Origin of the sequence: Pseudomonas taeanensis MS-3, assembly GCF_000498575.2 — a bacterium.
Classification (GTDB): Bacteria; Pseudomonadota; Gammaproteobacteria; order Pseudomonadales; family Pseudomonadaceae; genus Aquipseudomonas; species Aquipseudomonas taeanensis.
In genome coordinates this window covers 1,696,430-1,711,787 of sequence record NZ_AWSQ01000001.1, presented here as the reverse complement: position 1 = coordinate 1,711,787, position 15,358 = coordinate 1,696,430, and the positions used below count along the sequence as shown (strand labels likewise).

Below are 15,358 nucleotides of genomic sequence, written 5' to 3'. Positions count from 1 at the left end.
ATGACGTGAACGGCCAACCGGCCTGATGAAGAACCTGATGTAAAAACTGGCTTTCGAAGCCGCCAGCGTTTTCAGGATCGTCAGGCGCGACTCTCATCGAGGCGCGGAGCTTGCTCCACCAAGACGCCGGATAGATTTAGGCAAGCCTAACGCTCATCGCTGATCAGTATTGCAAAAGTGGGGGTGACCATAGATTTTTACACACTCTGGGCCAGAAGCGACCATTCAAAAGATACTCCACCCCGCCTGAAAGAGTTACTTTGACTCCACACCTGAGCAGAAACTCCGAAAACATACACGACGAAGGCCACCTATTTGGTATCGATGAGCCCTTACCGAAAACGTTGTTGAGCATCTCGATCAGCTCGCGAGGGAATTCGTCTCGCGGCCATAGGCATCGCACCGCCGTTTTCGGTGATGCCATACAGCCCAGGCGTCCCGACCTAAGGACTTACGTCAATCAGACTCAATAGGGCCGGTCAATAAGGTACGCAAAATTAATGATATACTGGGCAACGTTTTGGGGCTGATTATTATCGACCAAGTAAATACTTGACCTATATTGCGGAATCCATGAGTACGCCAGTTAATCTATCTGTCATCAAAGCTTTCCGTATATTGAATGCATTTGAATATGCGGGAGAAAAACTTAGCCTCTCACAACTGAGCCGACGGCTCGATATGAATATCGCTACCACTCACCGGTTCTTGATCACCTTGCAGTCGGTGGGAGCCCTGGTGAAAACACCCGACGGCGCGTTCGAACTGGGGCTGTTGCTGGCCGATCTGGGGGGGAAAGTTTCGAACATTGATGTAATGAACAGCATCTCCATGCCCCACGTCAAACACCTGGCCGAGCGATTCGGCGAGACCATCCACGCCGCAATTCTCGACAACGACATGGTCTGCTATGTGGCTAAGGGCGAAGTCTCGCGCAGCCTGACGCTGATTACCCACATAGGCAAACGTTTGCCGGCCTATTGCACCGGGCTGGGAAAAGCGATGATGTCGACGCTCGAGGAAGCCGAGTTGCAGCGCTGCATCGGACACCAGTCATTCAAGCCGTTCACCAACAAGACCACCATCGACCCGGCGGCGCTGCTCGAGGCGTTGAACCTGACTCGTGAGCGCGGCTACGCGCTTGACGACGAGGAAGTGGAGATTGGTCTACGCTGCGTGGCGGTGCCTATCGCTGGTTGCAGCAACCAGCTCAAGGCGGCAATTTCGCTGTCCGCCCCCACCACTCGCCTGGACCAGGCAAAGATTGCGGAAGTCGCCCAGGCACTACGCGAACATGCCCGGCAGATAGGCGAGGAACTGGCCGCAAAGCCCTAATCTTTGGGGTTCAGCAGCAACCGCAGGTTGTTCATGATGCGTGCTGTCAGGCCCCAAATTTGCTCGACACCGCAGTCCAGTACCAAGCTTTGCTTTTCCTCACCGTCATAGGTCCTTCGTTCCAGGCGATAGTGCTCGGCCCGGAGGAAATGACCCAGCGGGACCTCGATCACCTCTGCCACCTCCTCGGCCTGGAGCAGCCACTGCAGCGGTCGCGTCACGATGCCCACAACCGGGTAGATCACAAGACCATGGCTGTTGCGGCAATGCGGGAGAACCAGCTGCACCTGCACAGCCGCCGGAGGCAACCCCAACTCCTCCTGAGCCTCACGCAATGCGGCGCTTATCACCGAGCCATCATCCGCCGGCTCGAGAAGGCCACCGGGCAAGCTAATCTCCCCGGCATGCCGGCGCATACGATCGGCACGCCGCGTAAAGACTACTGGGCAGCAGGGCTCGGCGGTGAGCAGCGGTATCAACACCGAGGCAACCCTTTCCGAGCCGGCACTCAATAGCGGCACCTCGCAATCCAAATGGGCGAAACGCTGCGCCAGGGCTTCCGCTGTCAGCTCCTCCATGGGTTCCTCCTGCCGGTAATGCTCCTGGTCTTGGTTTTGGTCGACCACAGTGTTCGCTGACAACGCCGGAATATCTCCGCCGCACTACCGATCATTATCCGTGCGTCCAAAGTTGCTTTCACCCGTTGCATATCCGCAAACTCCTGCACAGCCTGCCGCTAATTGCCGGACCGCCCCTGGCGAACAATAAGAATCAACTTCGGCAGACAGCCATATACTTCAAACCATCTATCGGCGAACACCCTGTTACACAGGGCGGTTAAAAGAAGCGGTCGAAATGAACCTGCTCAGCCGGTACGCCCTCGTCGAGTAGAAGCATCTTGGTGGTCGCTTGTACCATGGGCGGCGGCCCTGCCAGATAACATTCATAGTTGCCGAGGCTGCCACCGAGTACCTGTACAACCGTGTCGTGGATGAAACCGACCGCCCCCTCCCAACCGTCTTCCGGCTTGGGCTCGGAAATCGCGGCATGGAAGCAGACGCGTTCGGCGAAGCTGGGCAACGCCTTGAGCTCTTCCAGGCCGCAAATGTCGGCTGGCGTTCGGCCGCCGAAGAAGAAGTGCAGCTTGCGCCCGACCATAGTCGGATTGTTGAGCAAGCCGCGGGCGATCGACAGTACCGGCGAGATGCCCGAGCCACCGGCGATGCAGAGCACATCACGGGGAGCGTCAGCTTTCAAGAAGGCCAGTCCGTATGGCCCGTCCAGGCCGACCTGATCACCCGGTTCGAGCATGGCGAACAAGGGCTCGGTCACTCGCCCCCCAGGCTTCTTACGAATCCAGAACTCCCAGACTCCCTCGGTATTGGCGAGGTTGCTCATCGAGTAGGCGCGCGGGCAGGGAACACCGTCCAAACTGAGCATGGTGTACTGTCCGGGCAGGAAACGCGCTGGCGCAGGGCCACGGAAGCAGAACTCAGTGATGTCCGAGGTCAGCTCACGGCGGCTTTCTAGGGTGGCCTGGAAACGTACCGGCAGTATTACCGGTCGGAAGCTTTCGTCAGTGCGCATGCTGATCACCAGATCGCTTTTCGCACGGCACTGGCAAGCCAGCTTGCGCCCCTTTTTGAGATCGCGGGCGGTCAGGCCCGGGGCCTCCGGCCAGAGTTCCTCGACCTCGCCTTCGATAAGCTCGAATTTGCAGCTGCCACAGCCGCCCGAGTTGCATTCATAGGAAAGACCGAGACCAGCCCCAAGCCCAGCCCGCAGGATGGAGTCATGCCTCTCGGTCTGTTCGAAAGAGTCGGCGCTGTTATGGATTTGTACGATTGGCATATTCGGCCTCTCTGGAAGTTATTGAATGAACGCCGTGCGCTGAACCCTAGAGGCCCAGAAAACGCCGGCAGTTTCCCACCAGCAAGGCGTCGCGATCGGCCGCACTGAGCCCCAGCCCCGCCAGCCGGCGGCCCGGGTGACTTTCGCGAATGACAAAGGGGTAGTCGGTGCCGACCATCAACTGGCTCTTGCCGTAGACCTCAATCAAGTAGGCGAGCGCCGGATCGCTATAGACCAGCGTGTCGTACCAGAATTGCCGCGCCACCTCCTGTGGCGAGCGCGGGATCGCCTCGCGCAGAGATGCGCTGATTTCCCAGCCGTGCTGCAGGCGCGGCAAAATCATCGGGAAAGAACCGCCTCCGTGGCTGAAAGCGATGCGCAGGCGCGGGAAACGCTCGAGCACGCCGTTCGCGATGAAGGCGGCGATACCCAAGCCGTTCTCGTTGGGGAAGCCGACCAACGCTTCGATCAACGGCGGCCCGTATAGCCGCTCCTTGGTCGGGTGCAGGGCATGCACGAACAGGCACATGTCCTCTTCCTGCAGCGCGGCGAAGAATGGGTCGAAACAACGGTCGCCCATGGCGATGCCGTTGATGTTCGAGCCCACCTCGACCCCGACCAAGCCGTATTCGTGTTTCAGGTTGCGTACTTCGCGGGCCGCCCGCTCGGGGTCCTGCAGCGGCACCATGCCCAAGCCGTAGAAGCTCTGCGGGGCCACGGCGACCATCTCGGCGATGGTACCGTTGATGTAGCGGCCGAAGGCCAAGGCATCGTCGAGGTTGAACCAGTAGGACAGCAGCTCCGGCATCGGCGACAGCACCTGTCGCTCGACACCCTCGGCGGCCATTTCCTCCAGGCGCCGGTTGATGTCCCAGGCGTTGTCGGACACTTCGCGGAATGGCTTGTTGCCGATCATCACCGTGTGATGATGGCCCTCGCCACAGTGCATGCAGGGCCAACCGTGGGTTTTCTCGCGGCCCGGATAGACGGGAAAATCGGCTGGGACTATATGGGTGTGCATATCAATCATATCTTTCTCCTTTCCCGACGACTTCTGGTCGATGCCGGGCGTAGGGGCGCGCCAGTGCGCCCTGCTCCTATCTAGAGCTTGACCTCTCCGGCACCGAGATCGAGGTAGACGTTGCCGTCCTCGACGCTCACCGGATACACCTTCACCGGCAGTACGCAGGGGAATGAAAGTGCCTCGCCCGTGCGGATATCGAACGTGCCACCGTGCCAGGGGCACTCGACCACACAGTCCTCGTCAACCTCGCCTTCGGAGAGCGACGCTTGGCCATGCGAACAGATGTCATCGGTGGCGTAGAACGCATTCTCGACCCGGTACACGGCCACAGGGCCGAGCCCAGGTGGAGTGACCTGATGGATTTCATTGTTGCCCAACTCGTCGGCAACGCAGACGAAGAAGCGAGAGACATTTACTACAAGGTCCATAACGGCTCCTTTCTCAAACTCAAGACTCATACCAGCCCGTAGGCCGTTACCAGGATCACGCCCACCACAGTGGCGACAGTTCCGCCAAGGACCTGGGGCGTAAAAATTTCGTCCGCACGGATAAACACATACGAGACCAGCAGGACGAACAACGGCGTGGTCGATGCCAGCGGAGCGACTACCACCAGGTCCTCATACTGCAGCGCGGCATAGAGCAGTACCGGCCCGAGGCTGGAAAAGACTCCGGCGAGCACGAAGAAGCCAAACTCGCTGCGACTGCAGCGGATAGCGCCAAACGCACCGGTTGCTAGCAGGTAGAGCGTGGCGAAGATCCAGGAGGAGGTGCAGGTCACAGCAGCGGCGGTCACCGCGTCCGAGCCGATGTCGATACCGACCTTGCGGAACACGATGGAAACGCCGTAGGACAGTGACGCAATCAACGGCAACAGCAGATAGATACGCGAAACGCTGCTCAGGCTGCGCGTCGCGCTCTGCCCGCCCTGCGACCCAACCACCACGCTGCCCAGCACCACCAGTAGCGCGCCGAACAGCCCCAGATAGGTCAGTTTCTCGCCGAGGAACAGTATCGCCAGCACCACGGAAATCACCGGATGAGTCAGGGTCAGCGGCGTAGTGATGTTCGCGCCCAGCTTGGCCATCCCACGGAACTGGAAGAGCCGGCCGAGCAAGGGCGCAAATACCCCTGAAATGAAAAAATAGCGCCACTCCCACCAGTGCTCGAACTGCCAGCCGTAGACCAGCAGACTCCAGCCCCATAGAAAGACCACGTTGACCGACAACGTCACCCATAGCGCTGTCGAAGTCGACGCCTGCTTCACGCCCACCCGCACGAAGACAAACGTGAGGGCGAACATCAACGCTGAAAGCAGTGCTAGCCCGATGGGAAACGCCCCTGATACATCACTCATAACCCGCTGACTCCCGTCGTACGGAAAATACCTAGTTGCCCGCCTGCACGGACTGCGGCGATTCCATCCTGTGTCTTGATTACCCGCGCGGCCAAATGACTAACGACTCACGGAAGAGATACGCATGCCCCGCTTGCCGGTATCCAAGACTTCGCCAGTGATATAAGAGGCATCGTCGGAGGCCAGAAACGCGATCACCGCGGCCTGCTCCTCAATCGACGCGGGCCGATCGAACAGCCCTTCTTTGGTCACGTAGTCGTAGAACTGCTGATTCCACTGCTTTTCCTGGTCGCTCAACTCACGCTCTAGGCGCGGCGTCGGCCGCTCCTTGACCGCTGTGTTGCCCGGCGCGACGCAGTTGACCCGGATATTGAAATCCGCCAGCTCCACCGCCAGCGCCGTGGTTAGCCCGACCACCCCGCCCTTCGAGGCGGAATAGGGAATACGGAAGATCCCCATGGTCGCATTGGAGCCAACATTGACGATGGCCCCGCCATGCGCCTGCATGTACGGCACCACCGCACGACAGCACCAGAGTGGCGGCCAGAACGAACGCTCGACCTCGGCCTTGATCTCATCTTCGCTGTAGTGCCAGAACGGCTTCTTCCAGATGGTCCCACCAACGTTATTGATCAGCGCGTCAATGCGCCCGAAGGCCGCTTCGGCTCCAGCCATCACGCTTTGCGCGCCGGCATAGGTTGCCAGGTCGGCGATCGCCACCGCCGCCTCGAGACCCTCCGCACGCATGGCTTCGGCGGCCTCATGGGTCGGTTCGGCGGACTTGTCCGCCAGCACCACCTGGGCGCCTTCGCGCGCCAGGCGCCAGGCCGTGGCCAGGCCGATGCCCTGTCCTGCACCGGTGACCAGCGCAACCTTTCCGACAAATCGTTTACAACCGTGCTCGTTCACTACCCATCCCCTTCCATTCGTTAATTGGCGGCCACGTAGCTCTGCGGGCCGGCTCAGTTATTCGCTGAACTCTTCAACGTTGGGCTTGGCGCCCCACATGCAGAACGAGGAAGGCTTCATCTCGAACTGGCGAGGTGTGTACGACGCCTCGTCGGTGATCCGCTTGACCCCCGAGGAGTATTCGTAGACACGCCGGTCCGGCCCGAGGAAGTAGATGAACATCGCCGTCGAGGTTGGATGTCGACCCGGCCCGAAGACAATGGGCACGCCGCGTTCCTGCAGGAAGTACCAGGAGCGCATGACGTCATCGATGCTCGCCACCTGGAAGTTGACGTGCTGCACGCCGACCTTGTCCGAGGGGAACAGGGCAATCTTGTGGTGGACCTGATCGATGCGCAGCAGCGCGCCATCACCGATCTTGTCGCTGACGCAGGCGCTGAGAACCGAGGTCCAGAAGTGCAGATCGCGTTTGATGTCGCGGCTGTGCAAACCGAAATGGCCGAACTCGGTGATCCCGGCATCGCGCGAAGGGAAGTAGCGCACACCAGTCTGGTGCGGCCGGTAGACCAACTCGATGCGATTGTCGTTAGAGTCGGCGAAGGCGATGAACGCCTCGACGTGGCGCTCAGTACACTCGGCCTTACTGCCCCAATGGACTTGAATGCCCACTTCTGCCAGTTCGCGCTCGGCCTGTTCCAGTTCGACAAACTCGCGCAATTCGAACGCCGACACGTCGTAATCGGCATCGCCCTGGATGTAGCAAAGGTTGAAGGCGCTGCTGTCGCCGCGCAGGTAGGCGTGGGTCGCAGTTTTCTGGCGCAGCTCCAAGCCGAGAATCTCGGTAGCGAAACGCACCATTTCGTCGAGGTCGCGGCAGCCGAGGCGCAGGTAACAGATATCGTGCAGATTGATCATTGCTTATTCTCCATTCATGGTTTTCGCCGGCGGCTTGGCAAGCCCACCATGTTTTGCCGTTACTGAGCATTTCAACAGCGGCCAAAAACGCTTGGACAAGAGGCAGACACCGGCGCTGAGCAGGGCAGCCACACCGGCTATGTCCCACGCGGAGAATGCCAACAGAGCTGCCACTATCAGGGTGGCGCGAGCCCAGCATTTGAGATCGCCGTGGTACCAACCCTCTGCTGCTGCGGCGAGAATGAGCACGCCCCCGGTCACCTTGGTGATGTCGAACAGGGCGGCTTCCCAGCCGCCAATCAGCAGCAGACCTGGGTTGTATACGAAAGCGAAAGGCAGCAGGAAGGCGACCACGCCGATCTTCGCTGCGGTCACGGAAACCGCCATAGGGCGCTCACCGGCAATGGTGCTGGCGACGTAGGCCGATACCGCCACGGGGGGAGTGAGATAGGAGGCCACCGCATAGAAAATCAGAAACAGGTGCGCCTGCATCAAGGTCAGGCCGGCGTCGACCAACGCCGGCGCCACCATCACCGCCACCAGCGAATAGACCGCCACCACTGGCATACCCATGCCACAGATAATGGTCACCACGGCGGCCAGGAGCAGGGCCAATAGCAGATTGGCCTCGGCGACACTGAAGATCAGCGCGGCCAATTTCGATGCCAGGCCGGTGATATTCAAGCCCATCATTAGAATGCCGGCGCCTGCTACTGCGGCAATCAGCGGCGCCAGCGCGGTGCAGACCTCGACGCAGCCCTGGATGAGCTTGTGCGGGGTGATACGTGTGCTGGCCATGCTCCAGCTCGCCGCGATCAGTGCCAGCAGACCCGCCGTTGCCGCCAGCGCGGGGGTATACCCTGCCAGCATGTAATAAACCAGGATCCCCATAGGAACCACGAAGACCCAGCCGGTGCGAACCACCGTCCATAGCGCCGGAATCAGGCTGCTGTCGATCTTGCCTACGTTATGCCGGCACGAATAGCAGTGGACCTGGGTATAGATCGCCGCGTAATAGAGCAGTGCGGAGGCCAAAATGGCGAGCAGGATTTCACTGTAGGCGATGCCGGTGAACTCCACCATGAGGAACACCACCGCGCCCATCACCGGCGGCAACAAGGCGCCGCCGGTCGCGGCCACAGCTTCCACCGCGGCGGCGTAACGTCCGGAGTAACCGGCCCGTTTCATCATCGGAATGGTAATCGAGCCGGTGGTCATCACGTCGGCGGCCGGACTGCCGGAAATCATGCCGAACAACCCACTGGAGGTAACAGCCACCTTGGCCGAGCCACCTGCGGCACGACCGGCCAGCAAGGCGGCCAGATTGAAGAAGAACTCACCGCCGCCGCTCTTCTCGAGAAACTTGCCGAAAGTGACAAACAGGAAGGCATAGACCGCGGCCACCTGTACCGGCGCCGAGAACAACCCCCCGTCATGCGGAGAGACCATCAACCCCTCCAGCAAGAACTTCCACTCCAGGCCGCGATGGCCGAAGAAGCCCGGCAAGTACCCCCCGAACAGGCAATAGGCGATCACCAGCCACACCACCACGGAGATGCCTGGCCCGACACAACGGCGCAACAGTTCCAGCGTGAGGAACAGGTACAACCCCGCCACGGCCAGATCCAGGGGCTCGAAGTAACTCAGGCCGCTGATCCAGTCGTGATAACGGCCCATCTGCGAAATTAGGTAGATGCCCCCGACCAAGCTCAGGCCAGAGAGGATGTAGTCGCCGATAGTGCTCCGGTGGACATCGGGGGCGTAGCTGACCGCCAGAAACGAGATCACGTACATCGGTACAACGAAGACGATGGCGAGTTCGAGCCGGCCGAACTCGCCGGCCAGCGCATACCAGACTTCGAAAACGGTCAGCGGAACGGCCAACAGGGCGAACAAGGCATATTTGTGCCGACTCAAAGGCACCTTATTGCCCATTTGGAACAACAGCCAGAATGATCTTTTTATATAGTGCATTGGGTACCTCTACTCGCTAGTTCAACCAGTTGACGGTGCGGCTGATTGCGATCTCGGATGGTCCACCGAGTGGTGGAGCATCCTGGCATTGATGGAACCAGCGATTTACCACTCGATTTGTGCACGAGCCTGCACGAAGCTTGGCTCGTCACCGTTATTCGGTCCGCCATCAACCTTGAGCACATTGCCGTACTCCAGGCTGAAACGCAGTCGCTGCTCGGGATACCAGTTAACGCCCATCATCAGCATGTCGATCTTGCCACCGTCGATACTGCCGTCGCTCAGGTCTAGGGTGCTGTAGCCAGCCGCCAGCTGCCAGGCACCGGGGCCGCCCTGGCTCAGGCTACGTGCGGGAGTCGGCGGACCGAAGACATCCATGCCCGGGTTATAGGCACGCGACTCGCCGGTAAGGAAGTAGCCGGCCTGCACGTAGCCGCCGGTGAACTCCGGCCTCTCGCCATCAGCGATACCGCCCTGGATACTGTCGTAGCTCTGATGTAAGTATTCCGTTTCCAGTTCGAACGGGCCGCGCTGGTAAACCGCCTGCACGCCGGCTGCTGTGAAGCCGTCGGAGATGAAACCGGCGGTATCCACCGGTCGGAACGAGCTGATATGGGTCTGCGGACGCGTCCGCTGACGGTGTGCGTCGGAACCGTTGGAGGACTGGTGGCGCAACGAAGCACCGAGGTTCAACACGTGACCCTTTTCCTGAATCGGGTTGAAGGTGAACTGGGTGGCCAGATCGACCGGATCGTTGCGGTTGGCCTCACTGGCCCGGCTGCCTAGGGGTGCTTGGGCCGCGCCGAAGCTCCAGCGCCAGTTTGAGCCGATCAGGTCGCTTCGGCCGCCCAGGCGCCGCTCACCCGCACCAAGCAATAGACTTGAGGTGGGCTGCTCCATAAACAGGGTGTACTTCGGGCTCTGCTGACCCTGAAAACCGAATGGCTGAAACTGGTTGCCCAAAGACAGGCTGAGTTGGTTACCGGCAGGTTTGAAACCGTGGTAGCCCAGGTAAGCATCCTTGATACCGCTCTCGCCACTGCCGGTAAAGTCGTACTGGAACACGTACGACCAGTCTTTATACATGGTTCCGCTGGCTTCCAATCGGGCCTGGCGGAACTTGGTGCCGCTTCCCATCGGGGCCACATCGGTGTCGTACCAGGCGGTATCCATCAACAGGCGGCCGCCAATGCGGAAGGTGAAGTTGCCGTCCGCCGTGGCGAGTTGCATACGGCCACCACGCTCCTGGACTGCAACGATGTTGCCTGCGCTTGCGCTCTTGCTTGCCTTTGCAGCCTCAGCCTCCGCTTTGACGGCGTCCAAAGCCTGCTCAAGCACTCGGACACGCTCGGCAAGATCCTGTTCGCTAGCCTGCGCCACTTGAATGCTCGCAGTTAGCAGCAAGCCGCCCAAGGTAATCGCCGTCAGTTGGAAAGCGCCGGAGGATCTACAGTTTTTATCAACTACGAACTTTTTCATCATATGTCCTTTTTTATCTTTATTTTTAAGAAAGCTTCTTAGAATTCAACTAACAGAGATCAATACCTGTCCCCTCTGTGCATAACAGAGCGCAGGTATCTCGCAGGGTCTAGTGCTTTACAGCTTCATAGATGCGCCGGTGCATCGAGGCGGCTGAGCCTCGCTCTGAGGCGCTCACCACAGCTCACCACAGCTCACCACAGCTCGCTGTGCGTGGAGCACGGGGCTCAGCGACTCAACGTCGTATCACTCGATCAAACCGACCTCGCGGTAGAAGGCTTCGGCGCCAGGATGCAGCTTCAGGCTGCCCATATCTGGCAATCGCTCGCGGCTGGCCAGGGACAACGCCGGGTGCAGGGAGCGGTAACGCTCAATTTGCTCGTACACGGCCTTCGCCAGTTTGTAGGCATCGTCGAATGTTGCTTCCGGGCCTGCCACTATGATGAAGCTGGTGAAGGGCACGTAGAGGTCTTCCTTCTGGAAGCTATATGAATTGGCGGGGATAACGCCGACCTTCACGCCCAGTTCCTTGGCCACATGTTCGGCCAGCTCCTTGGAAAGCGGAACGAAGGCAATCTCCTGCACGCTGCCCAATTCGACGATAGCGCCCGCAGGAGTCGCGCCGCCGGTGATGATCACGTCAAGACGACCATCGCGCATGAGGTCATTGGAAGCGCCGGTAGGTTGCGGTACCAGGCTGCTACCCCAGCCCTCAATGTCTTTCATGGTCTTGCCGTAGTAAGACAACAGCGCGCGGACATGCTCTCGAGCCCAAAGATTGCCCGGCTGGTTCACCGATACACGCATTGGGATTTCGTTCTTGATCAAATCATCGAAACTGGTGATGCCGTGCTGATCAAGGAACGCCTTGCGAGCGTAAACCTTGAGCGCAAAGACATCCGGCGCGCCGTTCAGCACTCCGGTGATGCTGCCCTCCGGATAGGCGCTGCGAAATGGGGCCAGACCTTTATAGGCCATACGTGGTTCGATAATGCTCTCGAGGGCAAAAGGACGGCGCCCGGTACGCAGGTATTCGAGGGCGCCGGCAGGATTTCCCGGCTCATAGATGATGCTGGAGTTGGGATAGTTGCGGCGCACCGCATCAATTACCCCTTCACCGAACACGGACACCTGGCCCCCCGAGGAATAACCCGCGATGGTTACATTGACTGGGCCTTCCTTGACCTGAGGCGTTGCCGCCAAGGCCATACCGGCACTGACCGATAAGACCAACGCAACAGTTCCCAGGATCCCGCGATTGCACTTGCGGCCAAGCCGCACCAAGGCGTTCAACATGACTCATTCTCCATTTCTTGTATTTATCTTTAAAATCGTCGTGTTTCTTGCAAATCCCCTGAACAGGTTTTCCCTTACCCATTCAGTAACACCGGGCCCACTACATCCTGGCTCGGCACACAGCAACTCCGTTTGCCGCGGAAAAACCCAAGTTCCCCAGGGTTTCTCCAACCGATCGCGCCCACAACATGGCTGACGATCTACTGACGCGGCGGTTCCAGCCGCCGCGCCAATCCGTTTAGTCAGACCAGGAAGGTCAGGTTCGGCATTGCCTCATCGTTGTTCAGCAGCATCACTTTCTTGCTGCGGATGCGAAACCCTTCCGGAGTGTCCTGCAGCCGATACATACATTTGCCAAACCAGATATTCTGCACGCCGACTCGGATCTCACCGAGCACGAAGCTGGAAGCGACTTCCAGTTCGTCGCCCTCGGCCTTGAGCGGCACCACCCCGGAGATGGTGCGAACCAGCCTGGCCCGCGGCCGATAGGCGTGGGCAGTCTTGTCTTTCAAACGCATCATCCGTTCGTTCAGGTTCGAGCGATCGTCGTAGATGATCGCAATGCCGGTACTTGGGTCCTGGTCGTCGTCATTGCATGGCACCCAGTAGGTGATGTCGTCACCAGACCACAGGGCCATCCAACGGTCGTATTCGTGCTCGTCCATCAACGCAGCCTCGTAGGCCAGAAAGCGCTCCAAACGCAGTTGCGTTTCGATGTCCAGAATGCCGGCACCCAGGGCCTCCGGGGTTGCGTTTACAATTTGCTTCGCCATCAATTTTTCTCCGCTTCGGATGTAACCGCTACTCAGCGGGCGGTCATCAGGCGCTTCCATTCCTGCATTTGCGCCCGCTGGGTAACTTCGTCGCTGATACAGGCCGTCACGCTGCCGTCCTCGTCAACTTGCTCGCGCTCAATTCCGCGAGACAGCAATACCCAAGGTTCGGCATCGGCGAGCAATCCGCGTTGAGTGCGCTCGAATATCTCGGCATCGTCCGGTGAGCCGGCCGCAGCCGGACCATAGAAGGCCTCATGGGCACGCAGGCGTTTCGCGTTAATGCCAGGCTCCACCCCCTTTAGGAACACCGGATACATCAGCACCTCGGTCTCACCTGGACTGATCGGGATCACCACACGCACGTGGCCGTGGATCAGTTGAAGGTTGGGGAACAGCCCAAGATGCGGGTCGCCGTGCCAGGCGACCAGCTCTTCGGCACGTTCCCGACCATGGGCGGCAACCATATCCGCCACGTACTGGCGGCCCTCCTCGCTGCGTTCGAGCTCTTCGATCGCCGTCGCCGCGTGAGGGCGCCGCTGCTCGCGGAAGTCGAGGCAAGCGTGGCCATTAGGAAAGCCACGTGTCCGGCTCAGCGAGGTGTCGGCAAACGGATCTTCCAGATGCAGCGCACCGACTGCGGAGCCCGTGGTGCTTTCCCGCTTGCTGAAGATCTTGAACACCGACATGTGCACGTAGTGTGGGTGGTAGCCATCCATGCCAATCTGCTTCCAGTTGCCGCGGTACATGGTTTTGTTGACCACACCCGGCCTGACCTCTACTTCGCCAATTGGCGAGGAATCAACCATCATGTCGAAGAATTTCTTGGTCGGCCCCAGGTACTCGTCGAAGCTCATGCCCTCCTCGGCCAGACTGGCAAAGACGAAGCCGCGATAGCTGCCGACGCGCGGAACCTTGGCCAGGGCATGCTGTTCAGCCTCGAAGTTCTTGTCGTAGCCTTCTGGGCCGGTGACCCCGACCAGATCGCCCTTGGAGTCATAGGTCCACCCGTGATACCAGCACTGGAAGCGCTTGGCATTGCCGCGCTGCGCCTCGCAGACCTGGGCGCCTCGGTGGCGACAGCGGTTGATCAGCAATTGGATCTCACCATTCTCGTCACGGGTGACAATGATCGGGAAACGTCCCAGTTGGATGCGTTTGAAATCACCGAACTTAGGTATTTCACTTTCATGCAGGGCGAACAGCCAAGTGCGGTGGAAGATGCGCTCTATCTCGTCTTGGAAAATCTGCTCATCGGTGAAGATCGAGCTATGGACGCGGTCCTCTTTGACCAGCGCACCATAGTCACGACTGGATGCAATCAACGTTGTCATTGTTATGGCCTCATCATTTACTGTCTTAGCCGCCGTCAATGCGGCGTTGGCTCCAGCGGTTGTGCCGCTTAGAACTATTCGTCGAGAAAATCCGTCACCAACCTGTTGAAGCGTGCCGCATGCTCAATTTGCGTCCAGTGCCCGCAGCAACCGAACATATGCAACTGCGCACGTTCGATCAGTTCGAACAGCTTCTTCGAGGTCACAGGCGGAACGATGCGGTCTTCGCGGCCATGGATGATCAGCGTTTCCTTGTCCAGCGCGCGGATGTCCGCCTCGGTGCTGGAGAGGGCGTCGACCCAACGCTGGCGCGGCGCGGGGAACATTTGCGCGAACGCCTCCTGGTAGCCAGGGCGGATGCTGGCGCGATAGCGCAACTCGGCCAGTTCGTCGCTGACCAGCGCCTTGTTGTAGGCGAAGCTGTCCATCAACTGGCGCATGCCCGCGACCGATGGGGTGTAACCCCAAACGTCGTCCAGCCCCGGGGTCAGCTCGAAGTCGACGCCAGCCGCGCCCATCAGCACCAAACGTCGAACGCGCTGCGGATGACGAATCGCCATGGCCAGCGCCAGCGCGCCACCGTAGGAGTTGCCGACCACGTCGGCCTGCTCGATGCCGAGAGCGTCGAGGAAATCGATGGCGTGCTTAACCCAGGTCTCCAGGTTGTACTGGATGCCGTCCGGGCGCTCGGTATAACCAAAACCGACCATGTCCGGCGCCACCACGCGACGGCCCTCGGCCAGCAGCGGAATGTTCAGGCGCCAGTTGGCCCAGGCGGTGACGCCGGGACCGGAGCCGTGCAGCAGCAGCACCGGCGTGGCCCTGCCCTGGCCAGCATCGTGGTAGTTGGTGTCGATACCACCCGCGTTAATGCGCAGGCCGATCTCGGGATTCTCCACGCTCATTTTTTATCCTTATCGCGTTTTGCCATTGATTGCCCGGCAGTCCCCCAGTGGGTCTTGGGCAGTTCCTGGATCAGCACCCGAACCGACTCGGGCTTCACCGCTAGCGTCTCGACGACTGTCGTCGTCAAGTCTCGAATCAACTGCTCTTTCAGTTCGGGCGAGCGACCCTCGACAATCGATACCTGCAATAACGGCATGACCGGCTC

Annotated in this window: 15 protein-coding genes; 1 reads left to right on the top strand and 14 read right to left on the bottom strand. The window is 59.7% G+C overall.

Going from position 1 to position 15,358, the window contains the following annotated elements:
• Positions 1–573 precede the first annotated feature (573 nt).
• Complete coding sequence (locus TMS3_RS07500; RefSeq protein ID WP_025164645.1) at positions 574–1,335, top strand: IclR family transcriptional regulator; 762 nt, start codon at positions 574–576, stop codon at positions 1,333–1,335.
• Here TMS3_RS07500 and TMS3_RS07495 read toward each other — a convergent pair.
• The 14 genes from TMS3_RS07495 to TMS3_RS07430 all read right to left on the bottom strand — a co-directional run bounded on the left by TMS3_RS07495 (position 1,332) and on the right by TMS3_RS07430 (position 15,349).
• The gene (locus TMS3_RS07495) at positions 1,332–1,913 is read right to left on the bottom strand and encodes an NUDIX hydrolase (RefSeq protein WP_025164644.1); all 582 of its coding nucleotides are present in this window, start codon (positions 1,911–1,913) and stop codon (positions 1,332–1,334) included. The two genes, TMS3_RS07500 and TMS3_RS07495, sit on opposite strands and share 4 nt — an antisense overlap.
• A gap of 259 nt (positions 1,914–2,172) precedes the next feature.
• On the bottom strand, positions 2,173–3,186 hold the full coding sequence (locus tag TMS3_RS07490) for a 2Fe-2S iron-sulfur cluster-binding protein (RefSeq protein WP_025164643.1): 1,014 nt from the start codon (positions 3,184–3,186) through the stop codon (positions 2,173–2,175).
• Between the two features lie 46 nt (positions 3,187–3,232).
• Positions 3,233–4,216 carry an amidohydrolase family protein gene (locus TMS3_RS07485; RefSeq protein WP_025164642.1) on the bottom strand — a complete coding sequence of 328 codons (984 nt, stop codon included), beginning with the start codon at positions 4,214–4,216 and terminating at the stop codon, positions 3,233–3,235.
• A 71-nt stretch (positions 4,217–4,287) separates the two neighbouring features.
• A complete protein-coding gene (locus TMS3_RS07480) occupies positions 4,288–4,638 on the bottom strand; it encodes a non-heme iron oxygenase ferredoxin subunit (protein WP_025164641.1) in 351 nt (116 codons plus the stop codon).
• A 26-nt stretch (positions 4,639–4,664) separates the two neighbouring features.
• On the bottom strand, positions 4,665–5,567 hold the full coding sequence (locus tag TMS3_RS07475) for a DMT family transporter (protein ID WP_025164640.1): 903 nt from the start codon (positions 5,565–5,567) through the stop codon (positions 4,665–4,667).
• A 99-nt stretch (positions 5,568–5,666) separates the two neighbouring features.
• Positions 5,667–6,476 (bottom strand): 1,6-dihydroxycyclohexa-2,4-diene-1-carboxylate dehydrogenase, encoded by an 810-nt coding sequence (locus TMS3_RS07470; protein ID WP_025164639.1) that lies wholly within the window; start codon positions 6,474–6,476, stop codon positions 5,667–5,669.
• A gap of 57 nt (positions 6,477–6,533) precedes the next feature.
• The gene (locus TMS3_RS07465) at positions 6,534–7,391 is read right to left on the bottom strand and encodes a VOC family protein (protein WP_025164638.1); all 858 of its coding nucleotides are present in this window, start codon (positions 7,389–7,391) and stop codon (positions 6,534–6,536) included.
• Positions 7,392–7,394: 3 nt separating this feature from the next.
• Complete coding sequence (locus tag TMS3_RS07460; RefSeq protein WP_025164637.1) at positions 7,395–9,365, bottom strand: TRAP transporter permease; 1,971 nt, start codon at positions 9,363–9,365, stop codon at positions 7,395–7,397.
• A 105-nt stretch (positions 9,366–9,470) separates the two neighbouring features.
• Positions 9,471–10,595, bottom strand: coding sequence for an OprO/OprP family phosphate-selective porin (locus TMS3_RS07455; RefSeq protein WP_235576613.1), 1,125 nt, complete (start codon positions 10,593–10,595; stop codon positions 9,471–9,473).
• Positions 10,596–11,090: 495 nt separating this feature from the next.
• Positions 11,091–12,140, bottom strand: coding sequence for a TAXI family TRAP transporter solute-binding subunit (locus TMS3_RS07450; protein WP_025164635.1), 1,050 nt, complete (start codon positions 12,138–12,140; stop codon positions 11,091–11,093).
• 242 nt (positions 12,141–12,382) lie between these two features.
• Positions 12,383–12,913: an aromatic-ring-hydroxylating dioxygenase subunit beta gene (locus TMS3_RS07445; RefSeq protein WP_025164634.1), complete on the bottom strand. Its 531-nt coding sequence runs from the start codon at positions 12,911–12,913 to the stop codon at positions 12,383–12,385.
• 32 nt (positions 12,914–12,945) lie between these two features.
• A complete protein-coding gene (locus TMS3_RS07440) occupies positions 12,946–14,247 on the bottom strand; it encodes an aromatic ring-hydroxylating oxygenase subunit alpha (RefSeq protein WP_025164633.1) in 1,302 nt (433 codons plus the stop codon).
• A gap of 74 nt (positions 14,248–14,321) precedes the next feature.
• A complete protein-coding gene (locus TMS3_RS07435; RefSeq protein WP_025164632.1) occupies positions 14,322–15,152 on the bottom strand; it encodes an alpha/beta fold hydrolase in 831 nt (276 codons plus the stop codon).
• Positions 15,149–15,349, bottom strand: a complete 201-nt coding sequence (locus TMS3_RS07430) for a tautomerase family protein (RefSeq protein ID WP_025164631.1) — start codon at positions 15,347–15,349, stop codon at positions 15,149–15,151. The genes TMS3_RS07435 and TMS3_RS07430 overlap by 4 nt, the downstream gene beginning before the upstream one ends.
• Positions 15,350–15,358: the final 9 nt, after the last annotated feature.

What these genes read in the sequence shown, in the direction of transcription:
- TMS3_RS07500 (WP_025164645.1), top strand. Translation starts at nt 574, where the DNA reads ATGAGTACGCCAGTTAATCTATCTGTCATCAAAGCTTTCCGTATATTG.
- TMS3_RS07495 (WP_025164644.1), bottom strand. Translation starts at nt 1,913, where the DNA reads ATGGAGGAGCTGACAGCGGAAGCCCTGGCGCAGCGTTTCGCCCATTTG.
- TMS3_RS07490 (WP_025164643.1), bottom strand. Translation starts at nt 3,186, where the DNA reads ATGCCAATCGTACAAATCCATAACAGCGCCGACTCTTTCGAACAGACC.
- TMS3_RS07485 (WP_025164642.1), bottom strand. Translation starts at nt 4,216, where the DNA reads ATGATTGATATGCACACCCATATAGTCCCAGCCGATTTTCCCGTCTAT.
- TMS3_RS07480 (WP_025164641.1), bottom strand. Translation starts at nt 4,638, where the DNA reads ATGGACCTTGTAGTAAATGTCTCTCGCTTCTTCGTCTGCGTTGCCGAC.
- TMS3_RS07475 (WP_025164640.1), bottom strand. Translation starts at nt 5,567, where the DNA reads ATGAGTGATGTATCAGGGGCGTTTCCCATCGGGCTAGCACTGCTTTCA.
- TMS3_RS07465 (WP_025164638.1), bottom strand. Translation starts at nt 7,391, where the DNA reads ATGATCAATCTGCACGATATCTGTTACCTGCGCCTCGGCTGCCGCGAC.
- TMS3_RS07460 (WP_025164637.1), bottom strand. Translation starts at nt 9,365, where the DNA reads ATGCACTATATAAAAAGATCATTCTGGCTGTTGTTCCAAATGGGCAAT.
- TMS3_RS07455 (WP_235576613.1), bottom strand. Translation starts at nt 10,595, where the DNA reads ATGCAACTCGCCACGGCGGACGGCAACTTCACCTTCCGCATTGGCGGC.
- TMS3_RS07450 (WP_025164635.1), bottom strand. Translation starts at nt 12,140, where the DNA reads ATGTTGAACGCCTTGGTGCGGCTTGGCCGCAAGTGCAATCGCGGGATC.
- TMS3_RS07445 (WP_025164634.1), bottom strand. Translation starts at nt 12,913, where the DNA reads ATGGCGAAGCAAATTGTAAACGCAACCCCGGAGGCCCTGGGTGCCGGC.
- TMS3_RS07440 (WP_025164633.1), bottom strand. Translation starts at nt 14,247, where the DNA reads ATGACAACGTTGATTGCATCCAGTCGTGACTATGGTGCGCTGGTCAAA.
- TMS3_RS07435 (WP_025164632.1), bottom strand. Translation starts at nt 15,152, where the DNA reads ATGAGCGTGGAGAATCCCGAGATCGGCCTGCGCATTAACGCGGGTGGT.
- TMS3_RS07430 (WP_025164631.1), bottom strand. Translation starts at nt 15,349, where the DNA reads ATGCCGTTATTGCAGGTATCGATTGTCGAGGGTCGCTCGCCCGAACTG.